This window comes from Halomicrobium zhouii (genome assembly GCF_900114435.1).
In the GTDB taxonomy this organism is placed as follows: Archaea; Halobacteriota; Halobacteria; order Halobacteriales; family Haloarculaceae; genus Halomicrobium; species Halomicrobium zhouii.
On the sequence record NZ_FOZK01000001.1, the window covers coordinates 1,327,378 to 1,351,360 of the forward strand.

Annotated in this window: 26 protein-coding genes; 13 read left to right on the top strand and 13 right to left on the bottom strand. The window is 67.2% G+C overall.

What is annotated here, in order from left to right:
- Positions 1 to 162 precede the first annotated feature (162 nt).
- Together BM337_RS06100 and BM337_RS06105 are read right to left on the bottom strand one after the other, a co-directional pair.
- On the bottom strand, positions 163 to 405 hold the full coding sequence (locus BM337_RS06100; protein WP_089814916.1) for a hypothetical protein: 243 nt from the start codon (positions 403 to 405) through the stop codon (positions 163 to 165).
- 83 nt (positions 406 to 488) lie between these two features.
- The gene (locus tag BM337_RS06105; RefSeq protein WP_089814918.1) at positions 489 to 2,357 is read right to left on the bottom strand and encodes an ATP-binding protein; all 1,869 of its coding nucleotides are present in this window, start codon (positions 2,355 to 2,357) and stop codon (positions 489 to 491) included.
- A gap of 79 nt (positions 2,358 to 2,436) precedes the next feature.
- Between BM337_RS06105 and BM337_RS06110 the strand changes: the two genes are divergently transcribed.
- The 4 genes from BM337_RS06110 (at position 2,437) to BM337_RS06125 (ending at position 5,625) form a co-directional block, all read left to right on the top strand.
- On the top strand, positions 2,437 to 3,231 hold the full coding sequence (locus BM337_RS06110; RefSeq protein ID WP_089814920.1) for an endonuclease/exonuclease/phosphatase family protein: 795 nt from the start codon (positions 2,437 to 2,439) through the stop codon (positions 3,229 to 3,231).
- A gap of 111 nt (positions 3,232 to 3,342) precedes the next feature.
- Positions 3,343 to 3,690 (top strand): DUF7113 family protein, encoded by a 348-nt coding sequence (locus BM337_RS06115; protein WP_089814922.1) that lies wholly within the window; start codon positions 3,343 to 3,345, stop codon positions 3,688 to 3,690.
- Positions 3,691 to 3,751: 61 nt separating this feature from the next.
- Positions 3,752 to 4,720, top strand: coding sequence for an ATP-grasp domain-containing protein (locus tag BM337_RS06120; RefSeq protein ID WP_089814924.1), 969 nt, complete (start codon positions 3,752 to 3,754; stop codon positions 4,718 to 4,720).
- Positions 4,717 to 5,625, top strand: coding sequence for a zinc metalloprotease (locus tag BM337_RS06125; protein ID WP_089814926.1), 909 nt, complete (start codon positions 4,717 to 4,719; stop codon positions 5,623 to 5,625). Before BM337_RS06120 ends, BM337_RS06125 begins: the two co-directional genes overlap by 4 nt.
- 39 nt (positions 5,626 to 5,664) lie before the next feature.
- On the opposite strand, the gene BM337_RS21000 is transcribed toward BM337_RS06125, so the two are convergent.
- The 3 genes from BM337_RS21000 to BM337_RS06135 all read right to left on the bottom strand — a co-directional run bounded on the left by BM337_RS21000 (position 5,665) and on the right by BM337_RS06135 (position 7,970).
- Entirely contained in the window at positions 5,665 to 5,808 is a 144-nt protein-coding gene (locus tag BM337_RS21000) for a hypothetical protein (protein ID WP_177227210.1), read from the bottom strand.
- 439 nt (positions 5,809 to 6,247) lie between these two features.
- Positions 6,248 to 7,495 (bottom strand): DNA double-strand break repair nuclease NurA, encoded by a 1,248-nt coding sequence (locus BM337_RS06130; RefSeq protein WP_089814928.1) that lies wholly within the window; start codon positions 7,493 to 7,495, stop codon positions 6,248 to 6,250.
- Positions 7,496 to 7,547: 52 nt separating this feature from the next.
- Complete coding sequence (locus BM337_RS06135; protein ID WP_089815594.1) at positions 7,548 to 7,970, bottom strand: DUF7522 family protein; 423 nt, start codon at positions 7,968 to 7,970, stop codon at positions 7,548 to 7,550.
- A 144-nt stretch (positions 7,971 to 8,114) separates the two neighbouring features.
- On the opposite strand from BM337_RS06135, the gene gpmI reads away from it, so the two are divergent.
- Entirely contained in the window at positions 8,115 to 9,635 is a 1,521-nt protein-coding gene (gene gpmI, locus BM337_RS06140; protein ID WP_089814930.1) for a 2,3-bisphosphoglycerate-independent phosphoglycerate mutase, read from the top strand.
- Positions 9,636 to 10,299: 664 nt separating this feature from the next.
- Here the strand turns inward: gpmI and BM337_RS06145 are convergent.
- Both BM337_RS06145 and BM337_RS06150 read right to left on the bottom strand, forming a co-directional pair.
- Positions 10,300 to 11,148 (bottom strand): hypothetical protein, encoded by an 849-nt coding sequence (locus BM337_RS06145; RefSeq protein ID WP_143117644.1) that lies wholly within the window; start codon positions 11,146 to 11,148, stop codon positions 10,300 to 10,302.
- 156 nt (positions 11,149 to 11,304) lie between these two features.
- On the bottom strand, positions 11,305 to 11,952 hold the full coding sequence (locus BM337_RS06150) for an RNA 2'-phosphotransferase (RefSeq protein ID WP_089814933.1): 648 nt from the start codon (positions 11,950 to 11,952) through the stop codon (positions 11,305 to 11,307).
- Between the two features lie 71 nt (positions 11,953 to 12,023).
- Between BM337_RS06150 and BM337_RS06155 the strand changes: the two genes are divergently transcribed.
- Positions 12,024 to 12,704 carry a hypothetical protein gene (locus tag BM337_RS06155; protein WP_143117645.1) on the top strand — a complete coding sequence of 227 codons (681 nt, stop codon included), beginning with the start codon at positions 12,024 to 12,026 and terminating at the stop codon, positions 12,702 to 12,704.
- Positions 12,705 to 13,001: 297 nt separating this feature from the next.
- A complete protein-coding gene (locus BM337_RS06160; protein WP_089814937.1) occupies positions 13,002 to 13,673 on the top strand; it encodes a DUF8127 domain-containing protein in 672 nt (223 codons plus the stop codon).
- 34 nt (positions 13,674 to 13,707) lie between these two features.
- Here the strand turns inward: BM337_RS06160 and nadC are convergent, their stop codons facing one another.
- Genes nadC through nadA form a run of 3 tightly spaced genes read right to left on the bottom strand, consistent with a single transcriptional unit; the run spans position 13,708 to position 17,222 of the window.
- Entirely contained in the window at positions 13,708 to 14,526 is an 819-nt protein-coding gene (gene nadC, locus BM337_RS06165; RefSeq protein WP_089814939.1) for a carboxylating nicotinate-nucleotide diphosphorylase, read from the bottom strand.
- On the bottom strand, positions 14,526 to 16,097 hold the full coding sequence (locus BM337_RS06170) for an L-aspartate oxidase (RefSeq protein ID WP_089814941.1): 1,572 nt from the start codon (positions 16,095 to 16,097) through the stop codon (positions 14,526 to 14,528). Before BM337_RS06170 ends, nadC begins: the two co-directional genes overlap by 1 nt.
- Before the next feature lie 3 nt (positions 16,098 to 16,100).
- Positions 16,101 to 17,222 carry a quinolinate synthase NadA gene (nadA, locus tag BM337_RS06175; protein WP_177227212.1) on the bottom strand — a complete coding sequence of 374 codons (1,122 nt, stop codon included), beginning with the start codon at positions 17,220 to 17,222 and terminating at the stop codon, positions 16,101 to 16,103.
- 219 nt (positions 17,223 to 17,441) lie between these two features.
- Here nadA and hmgA point away from each other — a divergent pair, with 219 nt between their 5' ends.
- The 3 genes from hmgA to BM337_RS06185 all read left to right on the top strand — a co-directional run bounded on the left by hmgA (position 17,442) and on the right by BM337_RS06185 (position 19,372).
- On the top strand, positions 17,442 to 18,653 hold the full coding sequence (hmgA, locus tag BM337_RS06180; protein ID WP_089814945.1) for a hydroxymethylglutaryl-CoA reductase (NADPH): 1,212 nt from the start codon (positions 17,442 to 17,444) through the stop codon (positions 18,651 to 18,653).
- A 128-nt stretch (positions 18,654 to 18,781) separates the two neighbouring features.
- Positions 18,782 to 18,907 (top strand): hypothetical protein, encoded by a 126-nt coding sequence (locus tag BM337_RS21720; RefSeq protein ID WP_281244878.1) that lies wholly within the window; start codon positions 18,782 to 18,784, stop codon positions 18,905 to 18,907.
- A gap of 66 nt (positions 18,908 to 18,973) precedes the next feature.
- The gene (locus BM337_RS06185; protein WP_089814946.1) at positions 18,974 to 19,372 is read left to right on the top strand and encodes a hypothetical protein; all 399 of its coding nucleotides are present in this window, start codon (positions 18,974 to 18,976) and stop codon (positions 19,370 to 19,372) included.
- 30 nt (positions 19,373 to 19,402) lie between these two features.
- Here the strand turns inward: BM337_RS06185 and BM337_RS06190 are convergent, their stop codons facing one another.
- Positions 19,403 to 19,927, bottom strand: a complete 525-nt coding sequence (locus tag BM337_RS06190; protein ID WP_089814947.1) for a DUF5817 domain-containing protein — start codon at positions 19,925 to 19,927, stop codon at positions 19,403 to 19,405.
- 112 nt (positions 19,928 to 20,039) lie between these two features.
- Here BM337_RS06190 and BM337_RS06195 point away from each other — a divergent pair, with 112 nt between their 5' ends.
- Together BM337_RS06195 and BM337_RS06200 are read left to right on the top strand one after the other, a co-directional pair.
- Positions 20,040 to 20,378 carry a cupin domain-containing protein gene (locus BM337_RS06195; RefSeq protein ID WP_089814950.1) on the top strand — a complete coding sequence of 113 codons (339 nt, stop codon included), beginning with the start codon at positions 20,040 to 20,042 and terminating at the stop codon, positions 20,376 to 20,378.
- Entirely contained in the window at positions 20,378 to 21,205 is an 828-nt protein-coding gene (locus tag BM337_RS06200) for a hypothetical protein (RefSeq protein WP_089814952.1), read from the top strand. The genes BM337_RS06195 and BM337_RS06200 overlap by 1 nt, the downstream gene beginning before the upstream one ends.
- A 140-nt stretch (positions 21,206 to 21,345) precedes the next feature.
- Here BM337_RS06200 and icd read toward each other — a convergent pair whose 3' ends face one another.
- Positions 21,346 to 22,623, bottom strand: coding sequence for an NADP-dependent isocitrate dehydrogenase (gene icd / locus BM337_RS06205; RefSeq protein WP_089814954.1), 1,278 nt, complete (start codon positions 22,621 to 22,623; stop codon positions 21,346 to 21,348).
- A gap of 150 nt (positions 22,624 to 22,773) precedes the next feature.
- Between icd and BM337_RS06210 the strand changes: the two genes are divergently transcribed.
- Positions 22,774 to 23,622, top strand: a complete 849-nt coding sequence (locus BM337_RS06210) for an isoaspartyl peptidase/L-asparaginase (RefSeq protein WP_089814956.1) — start codon at positions 22,774 to 22,776, stop codon at positions 23,620 to 23,622.
- Here BM337_RS06210 and BM337_RS06215 read toward each other — a convergent pair.
- Positions 23,619 to 23,852: a hypothetical protein gene (locus BM337_RS06215; protein WP_089814957.1), complete on the bottom strand. Its 234-nt coding sequence runs from the start codon at positions 23,850 to 23,852 to the stop codon at positions 23,619 to 23,621. The two genes, BM337_RS06210 and BM337_RS06215, sit on opposite strands and share 4 nt — an antisense overlap.
- Positions 23,853 to 23,983 lie beyond the last annotated feature (131 nt).

The following is a 23,983-nucleotide window of genomic DNA, read 5'->3' on the forward strand; positions in this document are numbered from 1 at the left end:
AGGATTCGGACGAATGCGCCGCTGGCTCAGGTGACAGCGTCGTGACTGTAAGTCGAGGGTTGGTTCGTGAATTCGAGGACCGAACAGTGAAAGGGGCCGACGTACGGTGTCGGTAGTCTCCATCCACCTTTCACCCAGAAATCAGCACGGTAAGGAGACGATCTACCCACCGCTCTCGTCCAGATTGTCGAGTATTTCGACTAGACTCTCTTTGAGCTGTGTTTCCTCCCCGGAAAACTCACTCTCCCAATCTGAATACAGATCTATTTCGGTGTGCTCGTAGAACCCCTCAGTGCGCCGGTCGATCTCCCGGATCATCTCGTTGATCTCTTGATCGTCGTAAACGTCGATCCCGTGGACGATAACGTCTGTATCTGGTCGGTCTCCTGGCTTTCCATTCGGCATTAGATGACCGTGGGACCGGGTGGGGAGTAAGTACCGCGGGTTTCGTTTCGCGTCTAGTGGAGTCTTCAGAGAACGATTGATCCCTAGTCCCGTCCGTGTCTCGTCAGACAGTACGGCAGTCCCTGAATCTCCACGGGTTCGGAGTTGTCGGGCGAGTAGACGACCATCTGGCCTTTCTCCATGTAGGGAACCTTCGACTCCAGATTCGTCGGGATGTTGACGGCGGAGATGGCGTCCTCGTCGCCGAGGTTGAGGACGACCGTCGAGTTGATCTGTTTGAACACCGGGTCGGCGATGTCCTGGGGGTCCTGGGTGATGAGGAAGAGCCCGAGCCGTTCTTTCCGACCCTGTTTCGCGGCCTCGGTGAACTTCCCGATGACCTGGCGGGCCTGGACGTTGTCGGCGCCGGTGAGGAAGTTGTGGGCCTCGTCCATCCCGACGACGAGGGGGGTGTCCTTGATGCGCTGGAAGTTGGGGTTGTTCGAGAGCTTCTCGTCGACGAGCATCGAGGCGAGTGCGAGGACGACCGTCGTCTTGCTCCGGGAGTTGTTGACGTGGTACGTCGGGACGCAACTCAGCTGGCCGGGGCGGACGAACTGGTCGACCAGGTCGGTGATTGGCCGGGCGTCCTGGTCGAAGATGCCGTCGAAGCCGTACGCGCGGCGTTTGATGGCGTCGAAGGTGGCCTCGTGGACCCGTCCCTGCTCGTCGAGTTCCTCCTTCAGCACGGGGTCGTCGAGGAACGTCCGGAACTGGTCGTAGGTCCCGCCGCGACCGTACTCGCGGCGGAAGCGGTCGAGCAGGAACTGGAGCGCGTTGTACTGGTTGTCGTTGAGCTGGCTGCCCGCGATGAGCCAGGGGTTGTCGTACACCATCGTGAAGGGGATGGTGAACTCGACCTGCTCGGCGCGGTGGTGGCTCGCCGAGTAGTCGGCGCCCTCGACTTTCGGGACGAACGCCGTCGTCTGCTCGTGGCCGCCGTAGGCGATGCCCTCACGCTCGCAGCGGCGGGCGAACTCCTGAGACAGGTCGCCGTCGTCGTGCATCTGGGAGTACTCGTCCTGCGGGTCGAACATGACGACGCAGGGTGCGGCCTCGCGGTTCTCGCCCTCGACGGGGTAGGTCCGCTCGTCGGCGAGGTACTGCCGGAGGACGTTCTTCGAGGCGTGGGTCTTCCCCGACCCCGTTCCGCCGGCGACGAGGGTGTGCCGGAAGACCAGCGGGTCGCCCTCCGAATAGTCGTCTTTCAGCCGGTAGTCGATGGTCGGCGGTTCGGCCGCCGTTCGTACTTTCTCCCCGCCGACGGAGAGGTGGCCCAGAAAGACCCCGTCCTCGGGAATCTTCAGCCCGGTCTTGATCTCGTTTTTGTCCGTGGCCTGGCGGACGACCGTCTCGGGCTTGGGCACCCGGTCGGTCATCCGGCGCTTGAGCCCGTCCTCGTCCTGGTACAGGACGGCGACGGGTTCCAGCTCCGCCATGAACTTGAAGTCCTGTTCGTCGATACCGCCCGAACGCATCGCCCGGCGGGCGTGGATCTCGGTGGCGTCGTCGGCCCGGAACTCCTGGGCGTACTCCAGCCCGGTGATCCGGCAGAACAGGCGCTCGCCGTCCGGATAGGGCGCAAGCAGGTACTTGCCGATGCGGACGTCAGAGCGGTTGCCGACGGTGACGTAGGCCCGCAGGCAGGTCTCCATCTCGTCCTCGCTGATGGTCAGCCCCTCCGAGGCCGAGAGGACGCCCAGGCCGTGGTCCTGCCCCGTCGCTTCGACGGCGAACTCCTCGAAGTCGTCCGCCTGGGTATCGTCGTCGCTCGTCGGCCCGTCCGTCGCGTCCGCCGCGGACCGCTGGCTCGCGGGTCCTTCGTCCCCGCTCGCCCCTTCCGAGGGCTCACTCCGTTCGCCCTCGCGACCGTCGTCGCCCTCGAATTCCGTGAAATCCCCGAGATCGGACATAGGACTGTGCACACGCTCCCCGGACAAACCGGTTTCCCCCGACGACACGCTTACCCTCGTGGCACCGTATTCCACGAGTATGGATCCCCTGCGCGTGATGACGTTCAACGTCCGGCTCGACACGGCCGCGGACGGGGACGACGCCTGGGCCAACCGACGCGGTCTGGTCGCCGACACGATCCGGTACCACGCGCCCGACGTGATCGGCCTCCAGGAGCCCTTCGCCCACCAGCTCGACTATCTGGACGAGGCGCTACCCGGCTACGAGTGGGTCGGCGAGTCACGGCTCGCCACCGACGGCGAGGGTGAACACGCACCCGTCGGGTTCCACACCGACCGATTCGGGCTCGACGAGACGGCGACGTTCTGGCTCTCGGAGACGCCCGAGGAACCCGGCAGCCGCGGCTGGGACGGCAACCATCCGCGCGTCGCGAGCTGGACGCGACTCGACGACGCGACGGCGGACCGGCCGCTCGTCCACGTGAACACGCACCTCGACAACAGGGGCGAGGTGGCGAGACGCGAGGGCGCTGCGCTCGTCGCGGACCGCGTGCAGGAACTCGCCGACGGAACGACGCCGGTCGTGACGGGCGACCTGAACTGCCTCGCCGGCGAGCCCGCACACGCGCGACTCGACGGACTGGACCTGGGCGACGGCCGCCGGCTGGAACCCGCCGCCGAGACCGCGGCGTTCCGCCACGGTCCCGAAACCACGCGGACCGATTTCCACGAACTCGACCCCGGGCGCAAGATCGACCACGTCTTCGTCCCGTCGGACTGCTCGGTCACCGGGTACGCCGCGCTCACCGACCGCGACGACGTCCGCTATCCGTCGGATCACCTCCCCGTCGTCGCCGACGTCGTCCGTTCCTGACCCGTCCGGCCGGGCGTCAGTCGACGCATCTGGCCGGACGTCCGTCGCCGACCCGTCCGGCAAAAAGCTACCGGGGCAACGCTTGTTACGCCTGGTACCATAGCACAAACGATGCTACAGATCAGTGGGAGTGCCGGTGGAACGACGCTGACGGGGACGCTCTACGAGGACGGCGAGCGCGCGCCCTCGTTCCGGGGTGCACCGGAGGAGAACGCCGCGTTCGTCTGGGTCTGCGACGAGTTCTACGCGGTGGCGTCCGGGGGGACGGTCCAGCGGTTCGGCGACGAGGAAGTCCGCGTCGCCTTCGAATCGCCGATGCCCCGCGGGTTCGACGACCGGGAGCAGGCCGTCGCCGCGGCGAAGGAACACGTCCGGACGCAGTTCGCCCGGGTCGGCGTGCCAGCGGCGGACGTCGACGTCACCGTCGAGCGGGTCGAAGCGGCCGGCGGGACGGTCTGAGGCGCGAAACCGGTCCGCCGAAAGTTCTTTTTATTTCACGTGTGACGTGTCGGATCGATAGATGGTGGTCGCGATTCTCGGGACGCGAGACGACCCACAGGTCCAGTCGGTCGGGGCGGCTCTCGACGACCGGGGCGTCGAGTGGGAACTGTGGAATTCGGGGGACTGGCCAGGAGACCACCCGGTCTCGCTGTCGGTCGCCGCCGGACCCGCCGACGCCGGCTCCGGTTCAGAATCCGCGACCGGTACATCGGGAACCTGGGCCGTCGTCGGTGAGATGGTCGACCCCGACAGGGTCACCGCAGTCTACCTCCGCCGCATCGGCCTCGACCCCCGCGGCCCGGCGTTCGAGGACGACCTGGCCGAGCGCCCGTACTCGCTGGTCAACCAGGTCCGCGAGTACCGGGGCCTGGTCACGTCGGTGCTCACCCATCTCGAATCGCGTGGCGTCCCGGTTGTCAACCCCGTCGCGGCCCAGTCGGTCCACGGACTCAAACCGTACCAGCTCGCCGCGTTCGAGGACGCCGAAATCCCCGTCCCCGACACGCTCGCGACGAACGACCCCGACGCCGCGAGGGCGTTCGTCGAGCGGGTCGGCGACGCCGTCTACAAGCCCGTCGGCGGCGGCGGTCACGCACGGTCGATAACGCCGGCGGACCTCGACTCGGACCATCTCGACCGCCTCGCCAACGCGCCCGTCCAGTTCCAGGAACGCGTCGCGGGCGAGAACTACCGCCTGTTCGTCGTCGGCGGCGACGTCGTCGCGACGGGCCACATCCGGAGCGAGGAACTCGACTACCGCCTCGGCGAGCACGAGGTGGACGCGGCGATCGTCCCATCGACCGTCGAAGACGCGGCGGTCCGCGCCGCCGACGTCCTCGACTTGCACTTCGCGGGCGTCGACGTCATCGCGGACGGTGAGGGGGAGTTCGCCGTCCTCGAAGCGAACCCCTCGCCGATGTTCGCGGCCTTCGACGAGCGGGCGGGCACCGACGTCGCCGGCCACCTGGCCGCCTTCCTCGACCGATGAGCGACGACACGAGCGAGTCGTTCGGGTTCACGTGGGGCGAGACGGAGGGACTGGTGTGGCTCCGCGACGACGAGGGCAACTACAAGCGCGTCGACCGCGAGTTGCTGGTCGACCTCAGGGCTGTCGCCGCGGGCGAGCGACGGGTCACGGACCTCTCCGAGAAGAAACGCGCCGCCGTCGACCACCTCCGCGAGGCCGACTTTCTCCACCCCGGTGGCTCCGTCACCCGGCACGAGACGCCGCCCGGTGTCACGCTCTGGCCGCGGATCCTCGCGTTCGGCGTCGCGTTCGCCCTGCTCACCGCCTACGTCGGCTACCGGCTCCTGTTCACCGGCATGCCTGTCGGCACCGGGACGGCGCCGAACCTCGGCGGGGGCGTCGTCGGTGACCTGCTCCTCGCCGTCCCGGTGTTCGTCGCACTCGCGCTCGTCCACGAGGCGGGCCACTACTTCGCCGCCCGCCCGTACTTCCGCCCGTCGCTGGACCTGACCCTCCTCAACGGCGTCTTCCCCGCGTTCGTCACGCGGACCAACGACGCCTGGCGGTGCCCGCGGAGCGTCCGCGTCTGGATCAACCTCGCCGGGCCGTTCCTGGACTGTCTGCAGTGTCTCGTCCTCGCGGCGCTCTCACTGTTCGTCTTCCCCGCGTCGTACCTCCTCGCCGTCCTCCCGGTGTTCGAGTACGTCCGCCTCCTCTTCTCGCTGAACCCTTTCGTCCACGGCGACGGCTACTGGATGCTGGTCGACTGGTTCGGCGCGACGAACCTCCACACCAGGGGCGTCCGCGACCTGAAGAACCTCGAACCGAGCGTCGGCGCCCTGTACGCGACGCTCTCGACGGCCGTCACGCTGTTCGGTCTCGCGATGATGGGATACGTCGCCGCGACCCTGGTCGGCCTCGTGTGAGCGACCGGTGGGAGTCGCGACGGTTCGGGAATCGATACCTCAACAACCCGTCTCGTAACACGCCATCGTGATCGGGCCGCCGCCGCCCTCCTCGCCCACGGCGAGTGTGGTCGGCGTCGCGATGGACGCGTTCGTCCGCTCTTCCAGGTCTTCGACGAAGTGGACTGGTTCGTCTGAACTCATGTCCACCAGATATGTTCCAGCGAGAGAATAAAAATGTTGCTCCTATTTCACTAAATATTAGGCCCTCTTCCCGGGACGACTGTTCGTCCGGGCCCCTCTCGCTGCTCGCGAATCGCTCCCCGTTCGCAATTGAGATGGTCCCTCCCTGCGGTCGCGCTTCAGTCTGCTCACGGGTCGCTCCGCTCCCGCCCGTCTTCGAGCCGGCCCCTCGCAACGCTCGGGCCCGGCCTACCTCACGGGTCGCTCCGTTCGCCGTTCGCGATATAGCTGGGCCGCTCCCTACGGTCGCGCCCCAGCCTGCTCACGGGTCGCTCCGCTCCCCGTTCGCAATTGAGATGGTTCCTCACTCCGTTCGGAACCATCCTACTCCTCGCGTGTCGTTCACTCCGTTCACTCCCGCTCGTCTGCAAGGTGGTCTCTCACTCCGTTCGAGACCACCCTACTCCTCGAACGCCACCCCCCACCGCTTGTCGTTGTACTCGCGCTGTTGTTCGCTGTCGAACTGCCGTTCGATCTCCTCGCGGAGCGCCTCCTTCTCGTCGCCGCCGATGCGGGCGAGTTCGTCGGCCTTGCGCACTGCCAGCGGCGGGCCGCGTTCGGCGGCGACGTCGGCGAGCACCTGGCGGGTGATGGCGTCCCGCGTCTCCTCGTCGCGAGTGATGCCGTAGGGCGATTCGACCCTGTATAGCAGGTCCTCGCGGGGGTCGTAGACGACGAAGAAGGTGACCTCGTAGGCCTCGTCGTCGAGTTCCCGCTCGATGCCCAGTGCGTCGCCGCTGGTCGAGAGCACCTCGTCCGTCCCGACGCGCGAACGGAACCAGTTTGTGAACGTCAGCGCGTCTGTGAGACGCTCGCCCTCGTCGTCGTGACGTTCCAGGATCTGTCGGAAGAACGCGGCGTCGTTGGCCCACGGGGCGTTCCCCTGTTCTTTCCGAACGATCCGGGTGATAGCCTTCGACGTCGTCGACTTGACGAACCCGGCCAGCGCCGCGTCGCGTTCGACGAACTCCTCGACGAGGGCGACGTAGTTCGCCACCACGTCCAGCACGTCGTCTTTGACCAGCAGTTCGGCCAGTTCCGGGTCGTGGTCGGCCCACTGGAGGAGGCCGGTGGGGTAGACGGGACCGTCGAGGATCAGCAGGTCGCCGACCAGGTCGGCCTCCTTCAGCGCGTGTTCGCTCTCGGCGAGGTAGAGCGCCAGCGCGTGGACGACGTCCTGTTCGTACCGGTCGACGCGGGGGACCTGGAGGATGCGTTCACGGGCGTACCCCTCGTCCTGCATCCGCCAGTCCTCGTCCAGCGCCGCGGCGACGTCGTTCGAGTGGGCGGTCATGACGATGGTCCGGCCGCGGTGGAGGTCCAGGTCTGAGGGCACCGACGCCATCGCGGCCTGAGCCACGTCGAGGACGATGCCGTTCTTGAACGTCGTCGGGTTGATGGTCCCCGAGTCCAGGCCGTGCTGGGTCGGGAACGGCGGTTCCTGGAGCGCGGCGTCCTGGACGTCGACCAGCATCCGGGCCTGCTCGTCGACCGGTTCGAGGACGGGCTTTCCATCAGAAAGGAGCGGGTCGAGGAGGTCGTTCCACACGGTGCCGGCGAAGTCCCGGTGGTCGGTCGGGTCCACCCCCTGCGTGATGCGGCCCGCGAGTCGCGCGATGCCGTCGACGTGGACCGGGTCCAGGGTCATTGCTCGAACCCTTCTTCGGGTTCGGGTTAAGTGTTTTCTCGGCCGACTACGCCTAGCCGGACTCTTCTTGCAGCAGTCGTTCGAGCACTTCCGCGACTTCCTCGTACTCGCGCATCGTCAGCCCGTCGGTCGTGATGATGACCCCCTCGCGTTCGGTGGTGATCCGGAGGAGATACCCGTTCTCGAAGACGCGGACGGTGAAGTGATAGGGGCCGAGTTCGGTCGTCTGGTAGGCGTTCTGGGTCTCCTTGAAGTCGCGCCACTCGTGGCCGACGAACTCGTCGAGGTCGGCGTCGCGTTCCAGGTCCTCGCGGAGGTACAGCTGCTGGTAGTTCGCGCGGGTGAAGTACGTCACCGACCGGAGGGTGTCGCTCGTCGCGGCGCGCGAGGACGAGACGATCTCGTCGGCCAGTTCCTGCCGGATGATGCTCCCGCCCGTTTCGTCGTCATCGTCCAGTTCGCTCCCGTCGCTCATGTCGCTCATGTTCGTCGGCCGGGCCTATAACTGGTGCGCTCACGGCGTGGACCGTGGGACTTGGACCCGACGTTCCGCCGCCCGTCCGACGGTTCCGTTCGCGTCATCGAAGGGATATTACGGCGGGCACGCGACTCCTCGACCATGCACGTCGGACTCGTCATCCTGGACGGCTGGGGCCTCAATCCCGACTCGACCGTCCGGGACGCTGTCGCCGCTGCCGAGACGCCGAACTTCGACCGCTACTGGGACGCCGGCGCCCACGGGACGCTCACGACGCACGGCCGTGCGGTTGGTCTCCCCGAAGGCCAGATGGGCAACTCCGAGGTCGGCCACCTCAACATCGGCGCCGGCCGCGTCGTCAAACAGGACTCGACGCGGATTACCGATGACATCGAGGACGGCACGTTCTTCGAGAACGAGGGTATCCTCTCTGCCTTCGAGTACGCCGAGGAGAACGACGGTCGCGTCCACTTCATGGGCCTCGTCTCCGACGGCGGCGTCCACTCCTACCAGAAACACCTCCACGCGCTGATCGAACTCGCCGGCGACCGGGGAACCGAGGCCGTCACCCACGCCTTCACCGACGGCCGCGACACCTCGCCGAAGGGCGGCGAAGGGTACCTGCAGACGCTCCAGGACCACATCGACGAGCACGGTACCGGCCACGTCGCCAGCGTCTCCGGGCGCTACTACGCGATGGACCGCGACCAGAACTGGGAGCGGACGATGCGGGCCTACGGTGCCATCGTCGATCACCAGGCCGACTACCAGGCGTCTTCGGGTGTCGAGGCCGTCACCGACTCCTACGCCCGCGGTGACACCGACGAGTTCGTCGAACCCACGGTCGTCGAGGGCCAGCCAGGGATGCAGGACGGCGACGCCGCCATCTTCTTCAACTTCCGCTCGGACCGGGCCCGTCAGCTCACCCGGATGCTCGCGGACATCGAGTCCGAGGACTGGGACGTCCCGACGACGCCGCCGGATATCCGCCTCGTCACGATGACCCAGTACGACGCCACCTTCGACGTGCCCGTCGCCTACCCGCCGAACCAGCCCGAGGACACCCTCGGCGAGGTGCTCTCGGAGACCGGCCACACCCAGCTCCGACTCGCCGAGACGGAGAAGTACGCCCACGTCACCTACTTCCTCAACGGCGGCCGCGAGGTCGAGTTCGCGGGCGAGCGCCGCGAAATCGTCGAGAGCCCGGACGTCCCGACCTACGACCTCCGGCCCGAGATGAGCGCGCCAGTCGTGACCGACACCGCCATCGACGTCATCGAATCGGACGACCCTGACGTCCTGGTCCTCAACTACGCCAATCCCGACATGGTGGGCCACACCGGCGAGTTCGACGCCGCCATCGCAGCCGTCGAGGCCGTCGACGAACAGCTGGGTCGCCTCGTCGACGCCATCCAGGCCGCCGGCGGCCACGTCCTGATCACCGCCGACCACGGCAACGCCGACGACATGGGCACCGTCGACGACCCCTACACCGCCCACACGCTCAACCCGGTCCCGCTGATCTACCTGGCGCCCGACGGGACGAACGGCGGGCGGACCGCGCGCGACGGCGGCGCCCTGGCCGACCTCGCGCCGACGATTCTGGCGCTGATGGACGTCGACCAGCCCGAGGCGATGACCGGTTCGTCGCTGCTGGAGTGACGACCTGGGTCGTGGTGTCTGGGTTTGTTGAGCACAGTTCGATGGCTGGTCAGTTGAGTGTGTATAGTGAGCGATCGATGGGGTTCGGGCTTCTAGCTCTATTCCTAGACACAAACACGTCGAAAGCCCTCGGCGCGCTGAACTCGCGCGGACCCACTGCGCTCCTCGCTACGCTCCGGTGCTTGTGGGCCCGTGCTTCGTTCACCACGCCTCGCCCTTTCAGTCCTCCAGGCCCACCGTTGCTCGCGCTGGCTTCGCCACGCGCTCGCGATTGACTCCACCACTCCTCCCCGGATTCGGCGCGTCCGCGCCGAATCACGCGTCCTAGCCGCTCGGCAACCGCCCGGCCGGGAGCGCGTTTTATCGCGCGACCAGGGGAAGGGCAAGGCTGCGGTGCTGTTTCCTGGAGGACTGAAAGGGCGAGGCGGGCTCCGGGAACCCGGGCGCAGTAAGCACCGCAGCGCAGCGAGGAGCGCAGCAAGCCCCGGGACCGGAGCGGGCCGAGGGCTTTCTGGTTGTTAGCAGTCTCCTTTCTTCCAGCACTATTCCACCAAAATACCCGAGCAATTCACACGTCTATCGACCGTCTAGCCGACCATAATCCAGGCGAAAAGGCGACTCGGGACGTCCAACGATGAGACTAATCGACGTCGACGAAACGAGATCAATCTAACGCGCTCGACACGCTGGCCGAGACCTTGACCGAGTCGCACTTCTCCAGGAGGTGCTCGTGTTCGGCGGCGATGGCGTCGGCGTCGCCCGGCGGGTATCGCTCGGCGAGTTCGAGGGCGCGTTCGAAGCAGTCGCAGGCGTCCTCAAAGTGGTCGAGTGCGTCCGCGGCGTCACCGGCCTCGGCGGACCAGTTGCCGACTGACCGGCAGTCCCGGGCGCGTCCGAGGTGGGCCTCGACGAGGTCTGCGATGGCGGATTCGGCCTCGTCCCGGGTCGCCACGGTGGCGATGTCCGGGTCGTCGACGACCGTGGTCGCACGGCGGAACGCGTCGACCGTCGCCTCCAGCGCGTCGATGCGGGCCTGGCAGTCGCCGTCTTCGACGGCCGCTTCGGCCGTGTCGCGGTGCTCCCTCGCCCGGGCGAGGAGTTGCTCGGGGATGGCCGCTCGCAGGTGCTCGACGGCGTCGTCGAGGGCGTCGGACTCCCTGACGGTGAACTCCCACGTCGCGCCGACCTCCGTCTCGACGACGAGCGTGCGCGTCAGCATCTCGGTGCGTGTGTCGACATTCGCGAACTCGACGTATGGAATCGACGTCACCTCGTCGCCACCTGACGTGCCCACGACGAACGCCGCTCGCCGGTCGGTCAGGACCGCGACAGCCCCGTAGTCGGCGTCGGGTTCGATCCGATCGGTTCCGTCGTCGTCGACGCGCTCGACACCGACCCGGGTGTTCGTCAGCGTCGCGCGGACGCGCTCGTCCTCGCCGAGGTACTCGCGCACCGGGTGCTCGGTGAGGGGGTCGCTGCCCGCGATTTCTGGGTCGGAATCTGCCGTCGGCATGTCACACTGGTGGGTATCGCGGCCGGACGAATACTCACTCGCACCCACCGTCATGTCGAGAATAAAACTACCGGTCCGGGTCAGGTCATGCCGGTACTCCTCGGAATTCTGACTAAAAGATCGACAGGGTCGACGGCCGATTCCGAGAGACTGGAGCTACCGATCGATTCGCCGGAGGTACGACGGAGGCACCCGGTCAGTCGTGTACGTCGACAGGCCGCGGGCGACGATGTCGAGGCCGTCGCTTCGCATGCCGGCCGCGTCGATTTCGAGGAGGACGGGGTCGTCGGCGTGGCGCGTGCCCACCTCGCGCGCGTCGTCGACGCTCCCCGAGAGGTGGACCTGCTGGCGCCCCATCGGTTTGAGCCCGTCCGAGAGAATGTCGTCGAGGTTGCGGGGCGCCGTCCCGTGGTAGAGCGTGTCCGGAACGGGACCGTCGGCCCCTCCCAGGTCGACGTCGACGGAGTGGCCGTAGGCGGCACGAACGACGGTCTCGCCCCTCCGTTCGTCGCGCTCGAAGCGCCCCTTCGGATCGGTGGCTATCACGGCGTCGAGATGCCCGGCGCTCGCCCAGTCGTACTTCGACTCGACGGCGGTGATCAGTTCCTCGCGGGTGGTCCAGCCCGCGTCGTCCAGTTCGACGCCGGCGTCGTCCGGGAAGTGCCTGAGCGCGCCGGAGACGAACTTGGAGAGTCGACGGCGCGGGTTGCCCTGGAGAACGAGTTCCCCGGACCGCTCGCAGGTGGGGCACGACCTGTCTTCGTGGTAGCCGTGGTCGTCGCAGCGAAAGACGGGGTCAGTCATCACTCAGCCAGAGGGGAGCGCGAAACGAAACGTTGAGGGAAGTTTGTTCTGACTCTCGGCCAAGAAGTCGAATGGTTGATGTGATAGGCCACGGGTGGTCACCGGCACCCCGAACCCGTGCCGTCGGCTCGATCGTTCTCGGCACGCTACTGCTGCTCTCTCCCGCCTACCTCGGTCTCCTCGGCATCGGCCACACGGGCTACCACTACGAGACGGCGACAGTAACCGCGGTTGATGGCGACCTCCGATTCGAAGGGAGAGGCGTCTCCTGGGCGCGAATAGAGGGGATCGATTGTGCGACGACCGTCGAGACGGGTCGACTGTGCGCACTCGAACGCCGCCTGATAGACGAGTCAGTCACGGTGGAGCGGGCGCCGTTCGAAAGGACCGCCGACCCGTACGCCGAGCACGGCGGTCGACTGTACCGACGAACGTCCGACGGGGACCGAATGGGGCTGGAACCAGTATCGCCGGAGACCGTGCTCGACCACCTCGCCGTCTCGGAGGACCGCGTCTCACCCCTCGGCCGACTCGCGCTCTGGCGAGGTTCTCTGACCACCACGGTTCCGATTGCCGAAGCCGGACGGATCGTCGAGACGAGTGATGGGTACGTCGTGATCTACGAGCACCACACGACGAGCGATCCCATCTTGGACGATCCGCTGTTCGTCGCGATCGTCACCATCGGTGCCGTTTACGGAGGATTCAGGCTACTCTGGCCGGGAATTCTTCGTTGGGAGACGCTCAACTAACCCATCCGGAACTAACGACCAGCGCGTCTCCCGAGTGAATCGGGCTTCCCATCGAGATGGCATCGACACCGGTTACGGGGAGTCAGGCACGTCCACGGCTGTAATGCCGCCACAGACTTCAACAAGATCGTCCGAATCAGCCTCGCAAAGTATGTTTACCGCCCGCCGGTCACGTCGGCCCTTCGTGGTATCCGTGGCCGTCGCAATGGGAAGCAGGATCCGTCATCGTTCGATCATCGTCCTTCTGAAACGAAACGTTGAGGGAGGACGGTTCGGACTGTCAGCCAAGATAGAGACATGGGCAACGTCCTGGGTCGCGGCTGGTCCCCGACGACGCGGCGGTACCGATTCCTCCGATTCGCTCTCGCCGTCCTGCTGTTCTCGTCGCCAGCCCTGGTGTATGTCAGCGGCTACGGCCAGCCGAACTACCGGTACGAGGCAGTGGAGATCCGGCCCGCCGACGGTGGGTTCGAATACGACAGAGACGTGTCGTTCGTTGAGGGGCTCGAAGGTGTCAGCTGTTACGGGTGGGAGCGCTCTCGGCTCTGTCTGCTTGAAGGCGACCTCGTCGACGAGAACCGGACGTACGAAGATCCGCCAGGGATCTACGATCCGCCCGAAGAACGGTACACGTACCAGAACGGGCAGTTCTATGAACGTATACGCGAAGGAAAATACGACACTGTCGTCCTCGGTCTTCGCCCAGTTTCGTCGGCCAAAGTGCTCGACGCCATAGCGCGGGACATCGAACACCTCGATCAACCTCTTCAACGCGTCGTCAGGGACGGCGCCAGAACCGTCCACCGTGATCTAGACGCCACTGGACGAGTAGTCCGCTACGACGGAAGCTACTACGCGGTTCACCTGACCGAACACTCGGAATCTGGAAGCTACATCCCGTCTGTGTTCGGGTTCCTGGCGGGGTTCGGACTGCTCGCTCGAGGCGTTCGTGACGAATTACGCGAGTGAGCGAAGACGGGTACCTATCCAGCGCCCGAAGGTTTCACCCAGTGCGGAAGGAGTAGTCCAGTGCGTCCGCCGAGTGAGTCAGACTCCCCATCGAGATGACGTCGACACCAGTCGCCGCGTAGTCGGGCACGTCCGCGACGGTAATGCCACCGCTGGCTTCGGCCAGAACCTCCGTCCCTGCCTGCTCGCGAAGCAGGCCCACGGCCCGCTCGGTCACGTCGGGACTCATATTGTCCAGCAGGACGATATCTGCCCCTGCTTCGGCCGCCCGCGGTGCGTCCGCCGGTTCCTCCACTTCGACCTCTATCTTCGTCGCGAAGGAGACGCGCTCCCGGAAGTGGGCGACCGCCGCTTCCAGCCCCATCTCGGCGACGTGGTTGTCCTTGACTATCACCATGTGGGAGAGGTCCAGCCGGTGGGTATCGCCGCCGCCCGCGACGACGGCGCGCTTCTCGATCCTCCGGAGTCCGGGCGTCGTCTTGCGTGTACACGCTATTCGAACGTGATCGGTAACGGATCTCGTGGCGTCGACGGCCTCCCGGGTCTTCGTCGCGACGCCCGAGGCGTGTCCGGCTATGTTCACTGCGACGCGCTCACCACGGAGGACGTCCTGCGCGGTCCCTTCGACGCGCAGGACGACGTCGCCGGCCTCGATACGGTCGCCGGTGTCGACGGTCGCGTCGGCGTCGACGCCCAGGTAGTCGAAGACGGCCACGGCGGCGGCGAGTCCAGCAGTCACGCCGTCTTCCTTCGCGACGAGTCGACCCGTCGTCTCGCCGGGCACCTGGTTGGTCACGTCGTGGTGGCCGAGGTCTTCCTGCAGCCACTCCTCTATCTTGGAATCGGGGATCATCAGTGGTCGACGGTGGGTTCCTGCGGTTCGGAGGGGTCGGCCCCGGACGCCGTCTCCGCCGCGTCGTCGACGAGGTGGTGGGTCCCCAGGCTCTCGTCGTTCTCCAGCGCGTGGCGGGTCACCAGCAGGGCGACGACGCTCGCGTGGCGGAGTTCGTACAGCGAGCGCGAGGTGCGCGTCCGGACGTAGGCGTCGACCTCTCCCTTCAGCCGGCGGAGGACCGCGAGCGCGCGCTGGAGGTCCTCGGGATCGCGTTCCAGCCCGACGTACTCGTCCATCACCCGGCGGAGGCGGTGGAACTTCTGGCGAGCGAAGTCGTCGGGGAGCGCCGGGTCGCGTTCGAGCAGTTCCGGCGCTTCGATGACCTGAGCTTTGACGCCCGCGGCGTCTTCGCCGGCGCGCAGCCCCCAGACGAGGCCTTCCAGCAGGCTCGTGGAAGCGAGGCGGTTCGCGCCGTGGACACCGGTCCGGGCGCACTCGCCGACGGCGTAGAGGCGGTCGAGCGACGTCCGGCCGCGGTCGTCGACCGCGACGCCGCCACAGAGGAAATGCTCGGCCGGGCCAACGGGGATGCCGTCATCCCAGTCGACACCGCGGTCCTCGCACTTCGAAGCGAGGTCCGGGAACTCGTCGGCGAACTCCAGCGGACCGACGTCCAGCGTCACCTCGCTGGTCGCCTCCCGTTCGGCCGCGACGGCCCGGGCGACGACGTCGCGGGGCGCGAGTTCGGCGTCCTCGTGGTAGTCGGGCATGAAGCGCTCACCGTCTCCGTTGCGGAGCAGCGCTCCCTCCCCGCGGACCGCCTCGGAGACGAGGAAGGGGCCGTCCTCGGGGTCCCCATCCTCCCCCGGATAGACTGTCGGATGGAACTGCACGTACTCCATGTCCGCGACGTCGGCGCCGGCGAGCGCCGCCATGCCGACGCCGTCGCCGGTGGAATTCGCAGGGTTGGTCGAGCGCGGGAACAGGTCGCCGATGCCGCCCGTCGCGAGGACGGTCGACCCGGCGAATACCGGTTCCACGTCGCCGTCGTGTTCCAGCATCGCGCCGTGGACTCGCCCCTCGTGACGAATCAACTCCAGCGCGGCGGTGTCGTCCCGAATCTCGACGTTCTCGTGGTCGTCGAGGTGGTTCAGGAACGGGACGTGGACGTGCTTGCCCGTCGAGGCGTCGACGTGGAGGATCCGGTCGTCGCTGTGGGCGGCCTCGCGGGCGAAGTCGAAGTCCGCCGCGTCGGCGTCTGAACCCTGATCGAATTCAACGTCCAAGGTATCCACGAGCACGCCGCGGACGGCGTCGTTGGCGTTCTCGACGAGCACGTCCACGGCGTCGGGGTCGGCGGTGCCGTCGGAGGCGTCGAGGATGTCCCGCTTGAACCCCTCGGGGTCGTCGCGGGTGACGGCGATACCGCCCTGGGCCCACCAGGAAGAGGCGCCCTCCGGCCGCTTGGCCTTCGTCGCGACGACGACTGCACTGCCTTCGCGGGCCGCAGCCAGGGCGCTCGCGAGGCCCGCGATGCCGGAGCCGACGACGAGGACGTCGGTCGTCTCGGCGGAGTTCTGGTCGGTCATGACTCAGATCTCCAGCATCCGGTCGAGGGCGACCTGGGCGAGTTCCTTCTCCTCCGGGGCGACCTCGATGACGTTGCGCTCGCGACCCTCGACGAGTTCCTCCAGCACCCAGGTGAGGTAGTTCGGGTCGATCTGGCGCATGGCGTTGCAGTCCATGCACGCCTCGCCACAGAGCGGCAGGACGTTCACCTCTGGGTGCCAGCGCTGGAGGTGGTGGGTGAGGTGTATCTCCGTGCCGATGGCCCACGTGTCGCCGGGGTCGGCGTTCTCGACGGTCTCGCAGATGGTTGCCGTCGAGCCAGCTTTGTCCGCCGCCTCCACGACCTCGCGGCGGCATTCGGGGTGCACGATGACGTTGGCGTCCTCGTGGTCCGCCCTGATTTGCTCGACGTGTTCGACCCGGAAGCGCTCGTGGACCTGACAGTAGCCATCCCAGAGGATGACATCGTTGTCGACGGCCTTGCTGGCGTCCTTGGACTCGGGGTCCCAGGGGTCCCACTCGACGATCTCGTCCTCGATGCCGAGTCGGTGGGCCGTGTTCTCCCCGAGGTGTTTGTCGGGCAGGAACAGGACCTTGTCCCCCTTCTCGAAGGCGTACTCGAAGGCTCTGTGGGCGTTCGAGGACGTACAGACCAGCCCGCCCTGCTCGGCGCAGAAGGCCTTGAGGTCGGCGTAGCTGTTCATGTACGTGATCGGGATGATCCGTTCGTCCGTCTCGGCGGTGATCTCGGCCCACGCGGCGTCGACCTGGAGCGCCTCGGCCATCCCCGCCATCGGGCAGGAGGCCTCCATGCTCGGGAGGATCACCGACTGGTCGTCGTCGGTGATGATGTCCGCGGACTCGGCCATGAACGTCACGCCGCCGAAGATCACGTAGTCCGCGTCGGAGTTCGCTGCTTCCTTGCTCAGCTGGTAGGAGTCGCCGATGAAGTCCGCGTGCTCGACGATCTCGCGTCGCTGGTAGTTGTGACCGAGGATGACGACGTCGTCGCCGAGTTCGTCCAGCGCGGCCTCGATGCGCTCGGTCCGTTCGTCCTCCCCGAGGTCCCGGTAGGCCGCCGGGAGCTGTTCGAGGTTGTCGTACTTGAAGAGACTGAGGTCAGTCTCGAAGCGGGCTGTTTCCATTTCGGGCACGATGGGACACCTGTCGGTACTCGAAGCCAACGAAGGCCACTATTGAAAAGATTTTGCCTTCAATACTTCGGACCGGTGGGTATTCTCGGCCAGAACGGGGGATCGAATCGTCGTCGCCGGTGTTGTCGGGAGGCGTGAACGATTCGCCCGTCCGGAGACGGCCTCGATGGGAAGGCAACTGTTAGGAACCAGCGTACCGACCCATCCTGCATGACCGACCACGAGTCTCTCGCCGAGCGCGTCCGGGAGGGCGAGTTGCGCCTCTACGAACTCGAAGACCACGCCGACGCCGAGACGGCGGCGAAGGCCCGCCGGACGCTCCTCGAAGCCGAGACGGACGCCGACCTCTACTCTGTCGGCGACTACACCTTCGAGGCGAGCGACGCCGACTCCGCCATCGAGAACATGATCGGTGCGGCGCAGGTGCCGATGGGCGTCGTCGGCCCGCTCCCCGTCGACGGCGGCGCGGCCGAGGGTGAGCACTACCTCCCACTCGCCACGACGGAGGGGGCGCTCGTCGCTTCGGTCAACCGGGGCGTGAGCGCCATCCGGAACGCGGGCGGTGCGACGGCGCGAGTCCTGAAGTCCGGGATGACCCGCGCGCCTGTCTTCAAAGTCGACGACGTCGCCGAAGCGGGCGAGGTGTCGGCCTGGGTCCGCGAGCACGTCGACGACCTGGCCGAGGCCGCAGAAGCGACGACCAGCCACGGCGAGTTACAGGACGTCACGCCCTACGTCGTCGGGGACAGCGTTTTCCTCCGCTTCAACTACGACACGAAGGACGCGATGGGGATGAACATGGCCACCATCGCCACCGAGGCGGCCTGCGACGTCGTCGAGGACGAGACGCCCGCGGATCTGGTCGCCCTCTCGGGCAACCTCTGTTCGGACAAGAAGCCCGCCGCCATCAACGCCGTCGAGGGCCGCGGTCGTACCGTCGCCGCGGACGTCCTCATCCCCCACGACGACGTCGAGGAGCGGTTCGGCACGACCACGGACGCCATCGCCGAGGCCAACACCCGGAAGAACCTCGTCGGGTCGGCCAAGGCCGGCGCGCTGGGGTTCAACGCCCACGCCGCGAACGTCGTCGCCGCCGCCTTCCTGGCGACGGGCCAGGACGCCGCCCAGGTCGTCGAGGGTTCCAACGCCATCACCACCGTGGACGCCCGCGAGGAGGGGCTGTACGCCTCGGTCACCATCGCGTCCCTGGAGGTCGGCACCGTCGGTGGCGGCACGTCGCTCCCGACGCAGGCCGCCGGCCTCGACGTGCTCGGCTACGGCGGTGGCGGCGACCCGCCCGGATCCAACGCCGACGCGCTCGCCGAGGTCATCGCGGCCGGCGCACTGGCCGGCGAACTCTCCCTGCTCGCCGCGCTCGCGTCCCGGCACCTCTCCAGCGCACACGCGGAACTCGGTCGCTAGCGCCCATCGGTCGGCCCTCGGACAACTTTTACTTTCACTCCGGTGCTGGCTGTGGTTTATTCCGCCCCCGCCGGTAGTTCGTGCTGGCGTCCGCCGGTCAGCACCTGCGGACGTCTCCAGGTGATAGCATGCACAGCCACGAAACCGACGACGACGCGGTATCGCTCGCCCACCGGTTGCTGACCCTCGCGAAGCTCGCCGCCACGACGCTCGCTGCGCTGGGCGCCGCCGCGAAGGCGTTCGGCCTGATCTGACGCGAAGCCGGCCGCCGCGCCCCCGCGCCGCTAACCGTTTTGGTACCGCCCCGCGAGGTGCCAAGTATGGAGACGCCCGAGTTCGCGTCGCTCGCCGTGGTCGGTGCCGTCCTGCCCGTGGCGAGTATCGCGGCGGTCGGCGGCGCGACGGTGACGTACGGACTCCACTGGGCCGTCCCACTCTTTTTGCTCCTGGTCAGTCCACTCTCTGCCGCGGTCGGCCTCTACGGGTACGGCGTTCGCACCGGGTCGCTCCGGGCGCCGAAGTGGGTATCAGTCGGCACCCCTCCGACCGAGGGCGACCGGATCCCCGACCGCTATCGCGAGGCCTTCAGGGCGGAGACGCTGGCGGAACCCGCCGTCGACGAGGACGCTGGTCCCTCGGGACGGCTCCTCGCGCTGGCACTGGTCTACCTGGTCTCGACGCCGGTCTACACGCTTCTCTTCTGGGGACTGTTCGGCTGACGGTCCAGCCAGCGTGGCCGTCGCAGCGGCTCAGAGCAAGCGGTACGTGCCGCGGTTCTCGGAGACCTCGCCCCGGCGCACGAGTTTCGCCAGCGCGTCGTGAACGTAGTCGGCGGGGACGCCTCTATCGGTGGCGTAAGCCTCGACGTCCTCGGCGGTCGGTTCCTCGAGCGTCCGCAGCGCCGACAGTACCGTCTCCTTCCGGCTCTGGCCCCCGTTCGACCCGCCTTCGACGCGTTCGCCCGCCGCGGCGACTTCGTCTGCATCGAGCCCGGATCCGGTCAGGAACTCCTCGTCGCTCACGCCGGCGTCGTCGAGTTGCTCCTCCATCTGGCTGAACGACTCGAGTTCGGCGAACGCCTCGCCGTGACCCTGTCGGTTCGCCAGCATCGACGCGCGCACCTCGCGGGCGTGGTCCTCGTCGTCCGTCTCGACGAACTTCCGGCGCTTGGCGTGTTGCCGGCTCGACCCGCACCGTGGACACTGGGTCGTCTCGGGTCGTCCCTCGACGATCCAGAGGGCCTGGCAGTCGCTGCAACCCACGACGGCGTACATGAACTGATCTGGGTCGCGTTCGGATTTCAACGTTCGGACTCCCGCCGACGCGGCCAGTCGGCGGGCGGCCCCGGAGTCAGGCCTTAGGTGCCGCGTCCCCAACGAACGGAACATGGAGGAGGTCCCACACGCGTCCCGGGAGACCGTCGAGGCGGTCGAGGGGGTCCACCTGACCCAGCTCGCCGTCGGTGAACAGATGAGCGTCCAGCACTTTCACTTCGAACCCGGTGCTTCGGTGCCCGAACACAGCCACCCCCACGAACAGGTCGGCTTCGTCGCGAGCGGGACGCTCACGTTCACCGTCGACGGCGAGGAGTACGTCGTCGGTTCAGGCGACTCCTACACCATCCCGGGCGACGAAGCCCACGCGGCGCGCAACGAGGGCGAGGAGCCGGTCAGCGGCATCGACGTCTTTAGTCCGCCGCGGGCGAACCCGGACTGGCGGGACTGATGACGCGGCCAGCGTCGGCGATTCTGGTCGCCGGTCTGTGCGTCCTGACGGGCTGTGGCGGCTTCGTCGGACAGCCAGACGCCGACGTCGCGGACACCGTCACGCCGGCCCCGGTGCCGACCGTCCCGACCGACACGCCACAGCCCTCCTCTGACGGGGGAATCGACGCGGACTCCGTCGCCGCGGATCACTGGCGAGCGCTCGACGGCAGGTCACACACCGCTCGCACTAGCGTTCGATGGCGGTATCCAAATGGCTCGACGTACGACGACACGACGGTCCACCGGGTCGGACCCGACCGAGAGCGGTTCCACGCCGTCGCCGACTACGGTCGCCCGCGCGGGGCGATCAACCGGACCGGTCACGAACTGTGGTACGACGGGGAGCGTTCGTTTTACCGCGTGGACTCGCGGGACGCCGGTCCGGTGTTCCGACAGATAGAGACCGAGGTCGCCATCCAGTACCCTGGTGCGAGCCTCATCAGGGGACTGTTCGCCCGCCTGCGCCCGGTCGACGTCCGACAGACGGCCCTCGGAAGCACCGTCGTCACCGGCCCCGTTTCGGGGGTCTACGGGCTCCAGGGCCTCTCGCAGTTCCGCGACGAGCGCAACGTCACGATGGCCGCCCATATCACCCCCGACGGCTACGTTGGTCGCATCGCTATCGGGTTCGACGCGATCGTCCGTGACCGACCCGTCGAGGCCCAGCTGACGATCGCGTTCACCGACGTCGGATCGACGCGCGTGACGGAACCGGCCTGGGTCGAGAACGTCAGCGGCCAGTCGGGAACGTCGACGCCCGTCGTGGGGCGACCGCTCGGTACGTGAGGGCGATAGCGACGAACGAGCGGAGAAGTGTCGTCGGAGCCGCCGGACGACGCCGCGGGTCTCAATTCCCGGAGCGACGCCTCAGGAGAGCTGTTCGATGTTCCCGGAAATCGAAGATTTCCGGGCGCACGAAAAGCTGTCTACGACAGCTTTTCGATGTTCTCGACGATGGTCTCGGCGTACTCCGTCGTCCCGAGCTTCTCGCCGCCCTCGATCTGGCGTTCGAGGTCGTAGGTGACCTTGCCCGAGGAGATGGTCTCCTCGACGGCGTCGCGGACGAGGTCGGCGGTGTCCTTCCAGCCCATGTAGTCGAACATCAGGCGACCGGAGAGGATGAGCGCGGTCGGGTTGGCCATGTCCTGGCCGGCGCGCTTGGGCGCGCTACCGTGGACGGGCTCGGCGAGGACGCGGGCGTCACCGAAGTTGGCGCCCGGCGCGATGCCGAGGCCGCCGATCTGTGCGCCGGCGGCGTCCGAGAGGTAGTCGCCGTTCAGGTTCGGCATCGCGAGGACGCTGAACTCGTCGGTCCGCAGCTGCATCCACTGGAGCATCGCGTCGGCGAGGCGGGACTCGACCATGACGGCGTCCTCCGGGATGTCGATCTCGTCCTGGGTCTCCCAGAGGGAGTCGGGCGCGGCGAAGACCTCCTCGTCGGGGTACTCCTCCTCGGCGACTTCCATGCCCCACTCGGTGAACTGCCCCTCGGTGAACTTCATGATGTTCCCCTTGCCGACGAGGGTGACCTTGTCGCGGTCGTGCTCGATGGCGTAGTCGATGGCCTTCCGGACGAGGCGCTTGGAGCCGAACTCGGTGATCGGCTTGATGCCGATGCCGATGGGGCCGTCGTGCATCACGTCGTCGAAGCCCATCTCCTCCTCGACGAACTCGCGGACCTGCTCGACCTCGTCGGTGCCGGCCTCCCACTCGATGCCGGCGTAGACGTCCTCGGTGTTCTCGCGGAAGGTGACCATGTCCATCTCCTCGGGCGCCTTCATGGGCGAGGGGACGCCGTCGAGGTAGTACGTCGGTCGGACGTTCGAGTAGAAATCGAGCGTCTGGCGCAGGGCGACGTTGAGCGAGCGGAAGCCGGCGCCGACGGGCGTCGTCAGCGGGCCCTTGATGGCGACGCGGTGTTCGTCGATGGCGTTGACGGTGTCGTCGGGGAGGTTCTCGTCGTACTTCTCCCGGCCGGACTCGCCGGCGTAGACGCGCATCCACGCGATGTCTCGACCGGTGGCGTTGGCGGCGGCCTCGAGCACTTTCTGTGCCGCGGGGCCGACGTCCTTGCCGATCCCGTCGCCGTGGATGATCGGGATGATCGGGTTTTCCGGGATCTCCAGCTCGTCGTTGTCCTCGTCGATAACCTGAATCGGCTCTCCGTCTTCCGGCACTTCGACCTTGTCGTACTGATATCCCATGACCTATGCTACGGTGAAACGTGCCTAAAGGGCTGCTGTTTCGCTTCCGTCATGGTATAACGTGACAGTATGCGCCCGATGTGCAGGGCACGGTGTTCCGGTACGCTGGGGCCAGCGACGCTTACGGTGGTGGGCCCCGAAAACGAACGCATGCACGTCATCGCTCACGGTGGTGCCGGGAGCGTCCCGGACGAACCCGCGATGCGACAGCGATCCCTGGCGACGGCGGTCGAAGAGGCGACCCGGTCCGACGACCCGCTCGAAGCGGCCTGTACGGCGGTCCGGGCGCTGGAGGACGACCCGCGGTTCAACGCCGGGGTCGGCAGCGTCGCCCAGAGCGACGGGACGATTCGGACGGACGCCGGGCTGATGGCCGACGACGGGACGACGGGGGCTGCGTGCGGAATGGCCGGCGTCGCCAACGCGGTGGACGTCGCCAGCGTCGTCGCCACGGAGACGCCCCACGTCGTACTCGCCGGCGAACCGGCGGTCGACCTGGCGGCCGCCTTCGACGTCGAGACCGACGTCGACCTCTGGACGGACCGCACGCGGGAGCGCTGGGACGCCGCCGACCCGCCCTCGGGCGGCCTGGACGAGACGCTTCCGTGGGTCCGTGAGCAGTTCGGCCGCGGGAGCGACACCGTCGGTGCAGTGGCGACGGACGGCGAGTCACTCGTCGCCGCGACGTCGACCGGCGGCCGGTGGTTCGCCCTCGCCGGCCGCGTCGGCGACGTCCCGCAGATCGGCGCCGGTTTCTACGCCGACGACCGCGGCGGGGCGAGCGCCACCGGTGCGGGCGAAGCCATCGCGCGGTTCGGCCTCGCTCGTCGCGCCGTCGACGAACTCGAGCGCAGGAGTTCTCACCAGGCCGCAGAAGAAGTCATCGAGGAGTTCGCGGACGCGACTGGCGAACGCGCCGGCCTCGTCGTCGTGGACCACGACGGACACGCGGGGTCGGCCACTAACGCCGCGTCGATGCAGACCGCCGAACGGCCCTAGTCGCTCCAGGGGTCGATCTTGTTGTCGTATCCCGGCTGTCGGATCTCGTCGAGAAAACGTGCACCGACCGCCAGGGCGATGATGCCGATGATCCCACCCAGGAAAATCCCGACACCCGAGGTCAGGCCGAGAGCGATAACGCCTGCCCCCGTCGACACGAGCACGAGCGCCCACAGGTACGGATTCGTCAGAACGGGCTGGGAATGATATTGGCTTGCCACGTCGTTCACTTCGCGTTGTCACCAGTTTCACCTACAACAGTAAACCGTTTGCCCCCACACCGAAGCCACTCGGGATGACGAATCGACAGGTTCGACAGTGTACCAGGGAATCTCTCGCCCCGTTCGGTCCAGCCTCTCTC

What these genes read in the sequence shown, in the direction of transcription:
- BM337_RS06100 (WP_089814916.1), bottom strand. Translation starts at nt 405, where the DNA reads ATGCCGAATGGAAAGCCAGGAGACCGACCAGATACAGACGTTATCGTC.
- BM337_RS06105 (WP_089814918.1), bottom strand. Translation starts at nt 2,357, where the DNA reads ATGTCCGATCTCGGGGATTTCACGGAATTCGAGGGCGACGACGGTCGC.
- BM337_RS06110 (WP_089814920.1), top strand. Translation starts at nt 2,437, where the DNA reads ATGGATCCCCTGCGCGTGATGACGTTCAACGTCCGGCTCGACACGGCC.
- BM337_RS06115 (WP_089814922.1), top strand. Translation starts at nt 3,343, where the DNA reads ATGCTACAGATCAGTGGGAGTGCCGGTGGAACGACGCTGACGGGGACG.
- BM337_RS06120 (WP_089814924.1), top strand. Translation starts at nt 3,752, where the DNA reads ATGGTGGTCGCGATTCTCGGGACGCGAGACGACCCACAGGTCCAGTCG.
- BM337_RS06125 (WP_089814926.1), top strand. Translation starts at nt 4,717, where the DNA reads ATGAGCGACGACACGAGCGAGTCGTTCGGGTTCACGTGGGGCGAGACG.
- BM337_RS21000 (WP_177227210.1), bottom strand. Translation starts at nt 5,808, where the DNA reads ATGAGTTCAGACGAACCAGTCCACTTCGTCGAAGACCTGGAAGAGCGG.
- BM337_RS06130 (WP_089814928.1), bottom strand. Translation starts at nt 7,495, where the DNA reads ATGACCCTGGACCCGGTCCACGTCGACGGCATCGCGCGACTCGCGGGC.
- BM337_RS06135 (WP_089815594.1), bottom strand. Translation starts at nt 7,970, where the DNA reads ATGAGCGACGGGAGCGAACTGGACGATGACGACGAAACGGGCGGGAGC.
- gpmI (WP_089814930.1), top strand. Translation starts at nt 8,115, where the DNA reads ATGCACGTCGGACTCGTCATCCTGGACGGCTGGGGCCTCAATCCCGAC.
- BM337_RS06145 (WP_143117644.1), bottom strand. Translation starts at nt 11,148, where the DNA reads ATGCCGACGGCAGATTCCGACCCAGAAATCGCGGGCAGCGACCCCCTC.
- BM337_RS06150 (WP_089814933.1), bottom strand. Translation starts at nt 11,952, where the DNA reads ATGACTGACCCCGTCTTTCGCTGCGACGACCACGGCTACCACGAAGAC.
- BM337_RS06155 (WP_143117645.1), top strand. Translation starts at nt 12,024, where the DNA reads ATGGTTGATGTGATAGGCCACGGGTGGTCACCGGCACCCCGAACCCGT.
- BM337_RS06160 (WP_089814937.1), top strand. Translation starts at nt 13,002, where the DNA reads ATGGGCAACGTCCTGGGTCGCGGCTGGTCCCCGACGACGCGGCGGTAC.
- nadC (WP_089814939.1), bottom strand. Translation starts at nt 14,526, where the DNA reads ATGATCCCCGATTCCAAGATAGAGGAGTGGCTGCAGGAAGACCTCGGC.
- BM337_RS06170 (WP_089814941.1), bottom strand. Translation starts at nt 16,097, where the DNA reads ATGACCGACCAGAACTCCGCCGAGACGACCGACGTCCTCGTCGTCGGC.
- nadA (WP_177227212.1), bottom strand. Translation starts at nt 17,222, where the DNA reads ATGGAAACAGCCCGCTTCGAGACTGACCTCAGTCTCTTCAAGTACGAC.
- hmgA (WP_089814945.1), top strand. Translation starts at nt 17,442, where the DNA reads ATGACCGACCACGAGTCTCTCGCCGAGCGCGTCCGGGAGGGCGAGTTG.
- BM337_RS21720 (WP_281244878.1), top strand. Translation starts at nt 18,782, where the DNA reads ATGCACAGCCACGAAACCGACGACGACGCGGTATCGCTCGCCCACCGG.
- BM337_RS06185 (WP_089814946.1), top strand. Translation starts at nt 18,974, where the DNA reads ATGGAGACGCCCGAGTTCGCGTCGCTCGCCGTGGTCGGTGCCGTCCTG.
- BM337_RS06190 (WP_089814947.1), bottom strand. Translation starts at nt 19,927, where the DNA reads ATGTACGCCGTCGTGGGTTGCAGCGACTGCCAGGCCCTCTGGATCGTC.
- BM337_RS06195 (WP_089814950.1), top strand. Translation starts at nt 20,040, where the DNA reads ATGGAGGAGGTCCCACACGCGTCCCGGGAGACCGTCGAGGCGGTCGAG.
- BM337_RS06200 (WP_089814952.1), top strand. Translation starts at nt 20,378, where the DNA reads ATGACGCGGCCAGCGTCGGCGATTCTGGTCGCCGGTCTGTGCGTCCTG.
- icd (WP_089814954.1), bottom strand. Translation starts at nt 22,623, where the DNA reads ATGGGATATCAGTACGACAAGGTCGAAGTGCCGGAAGACGGAGAGCCG.
- BM337_RS06210 (WP_089814956.1), top strand. Translation starts at nt 22,774, where the DNA reads ATGCACGTCATCGCTCACGGTGGTGCCGGGAGCGTCCCGGACGAACCC.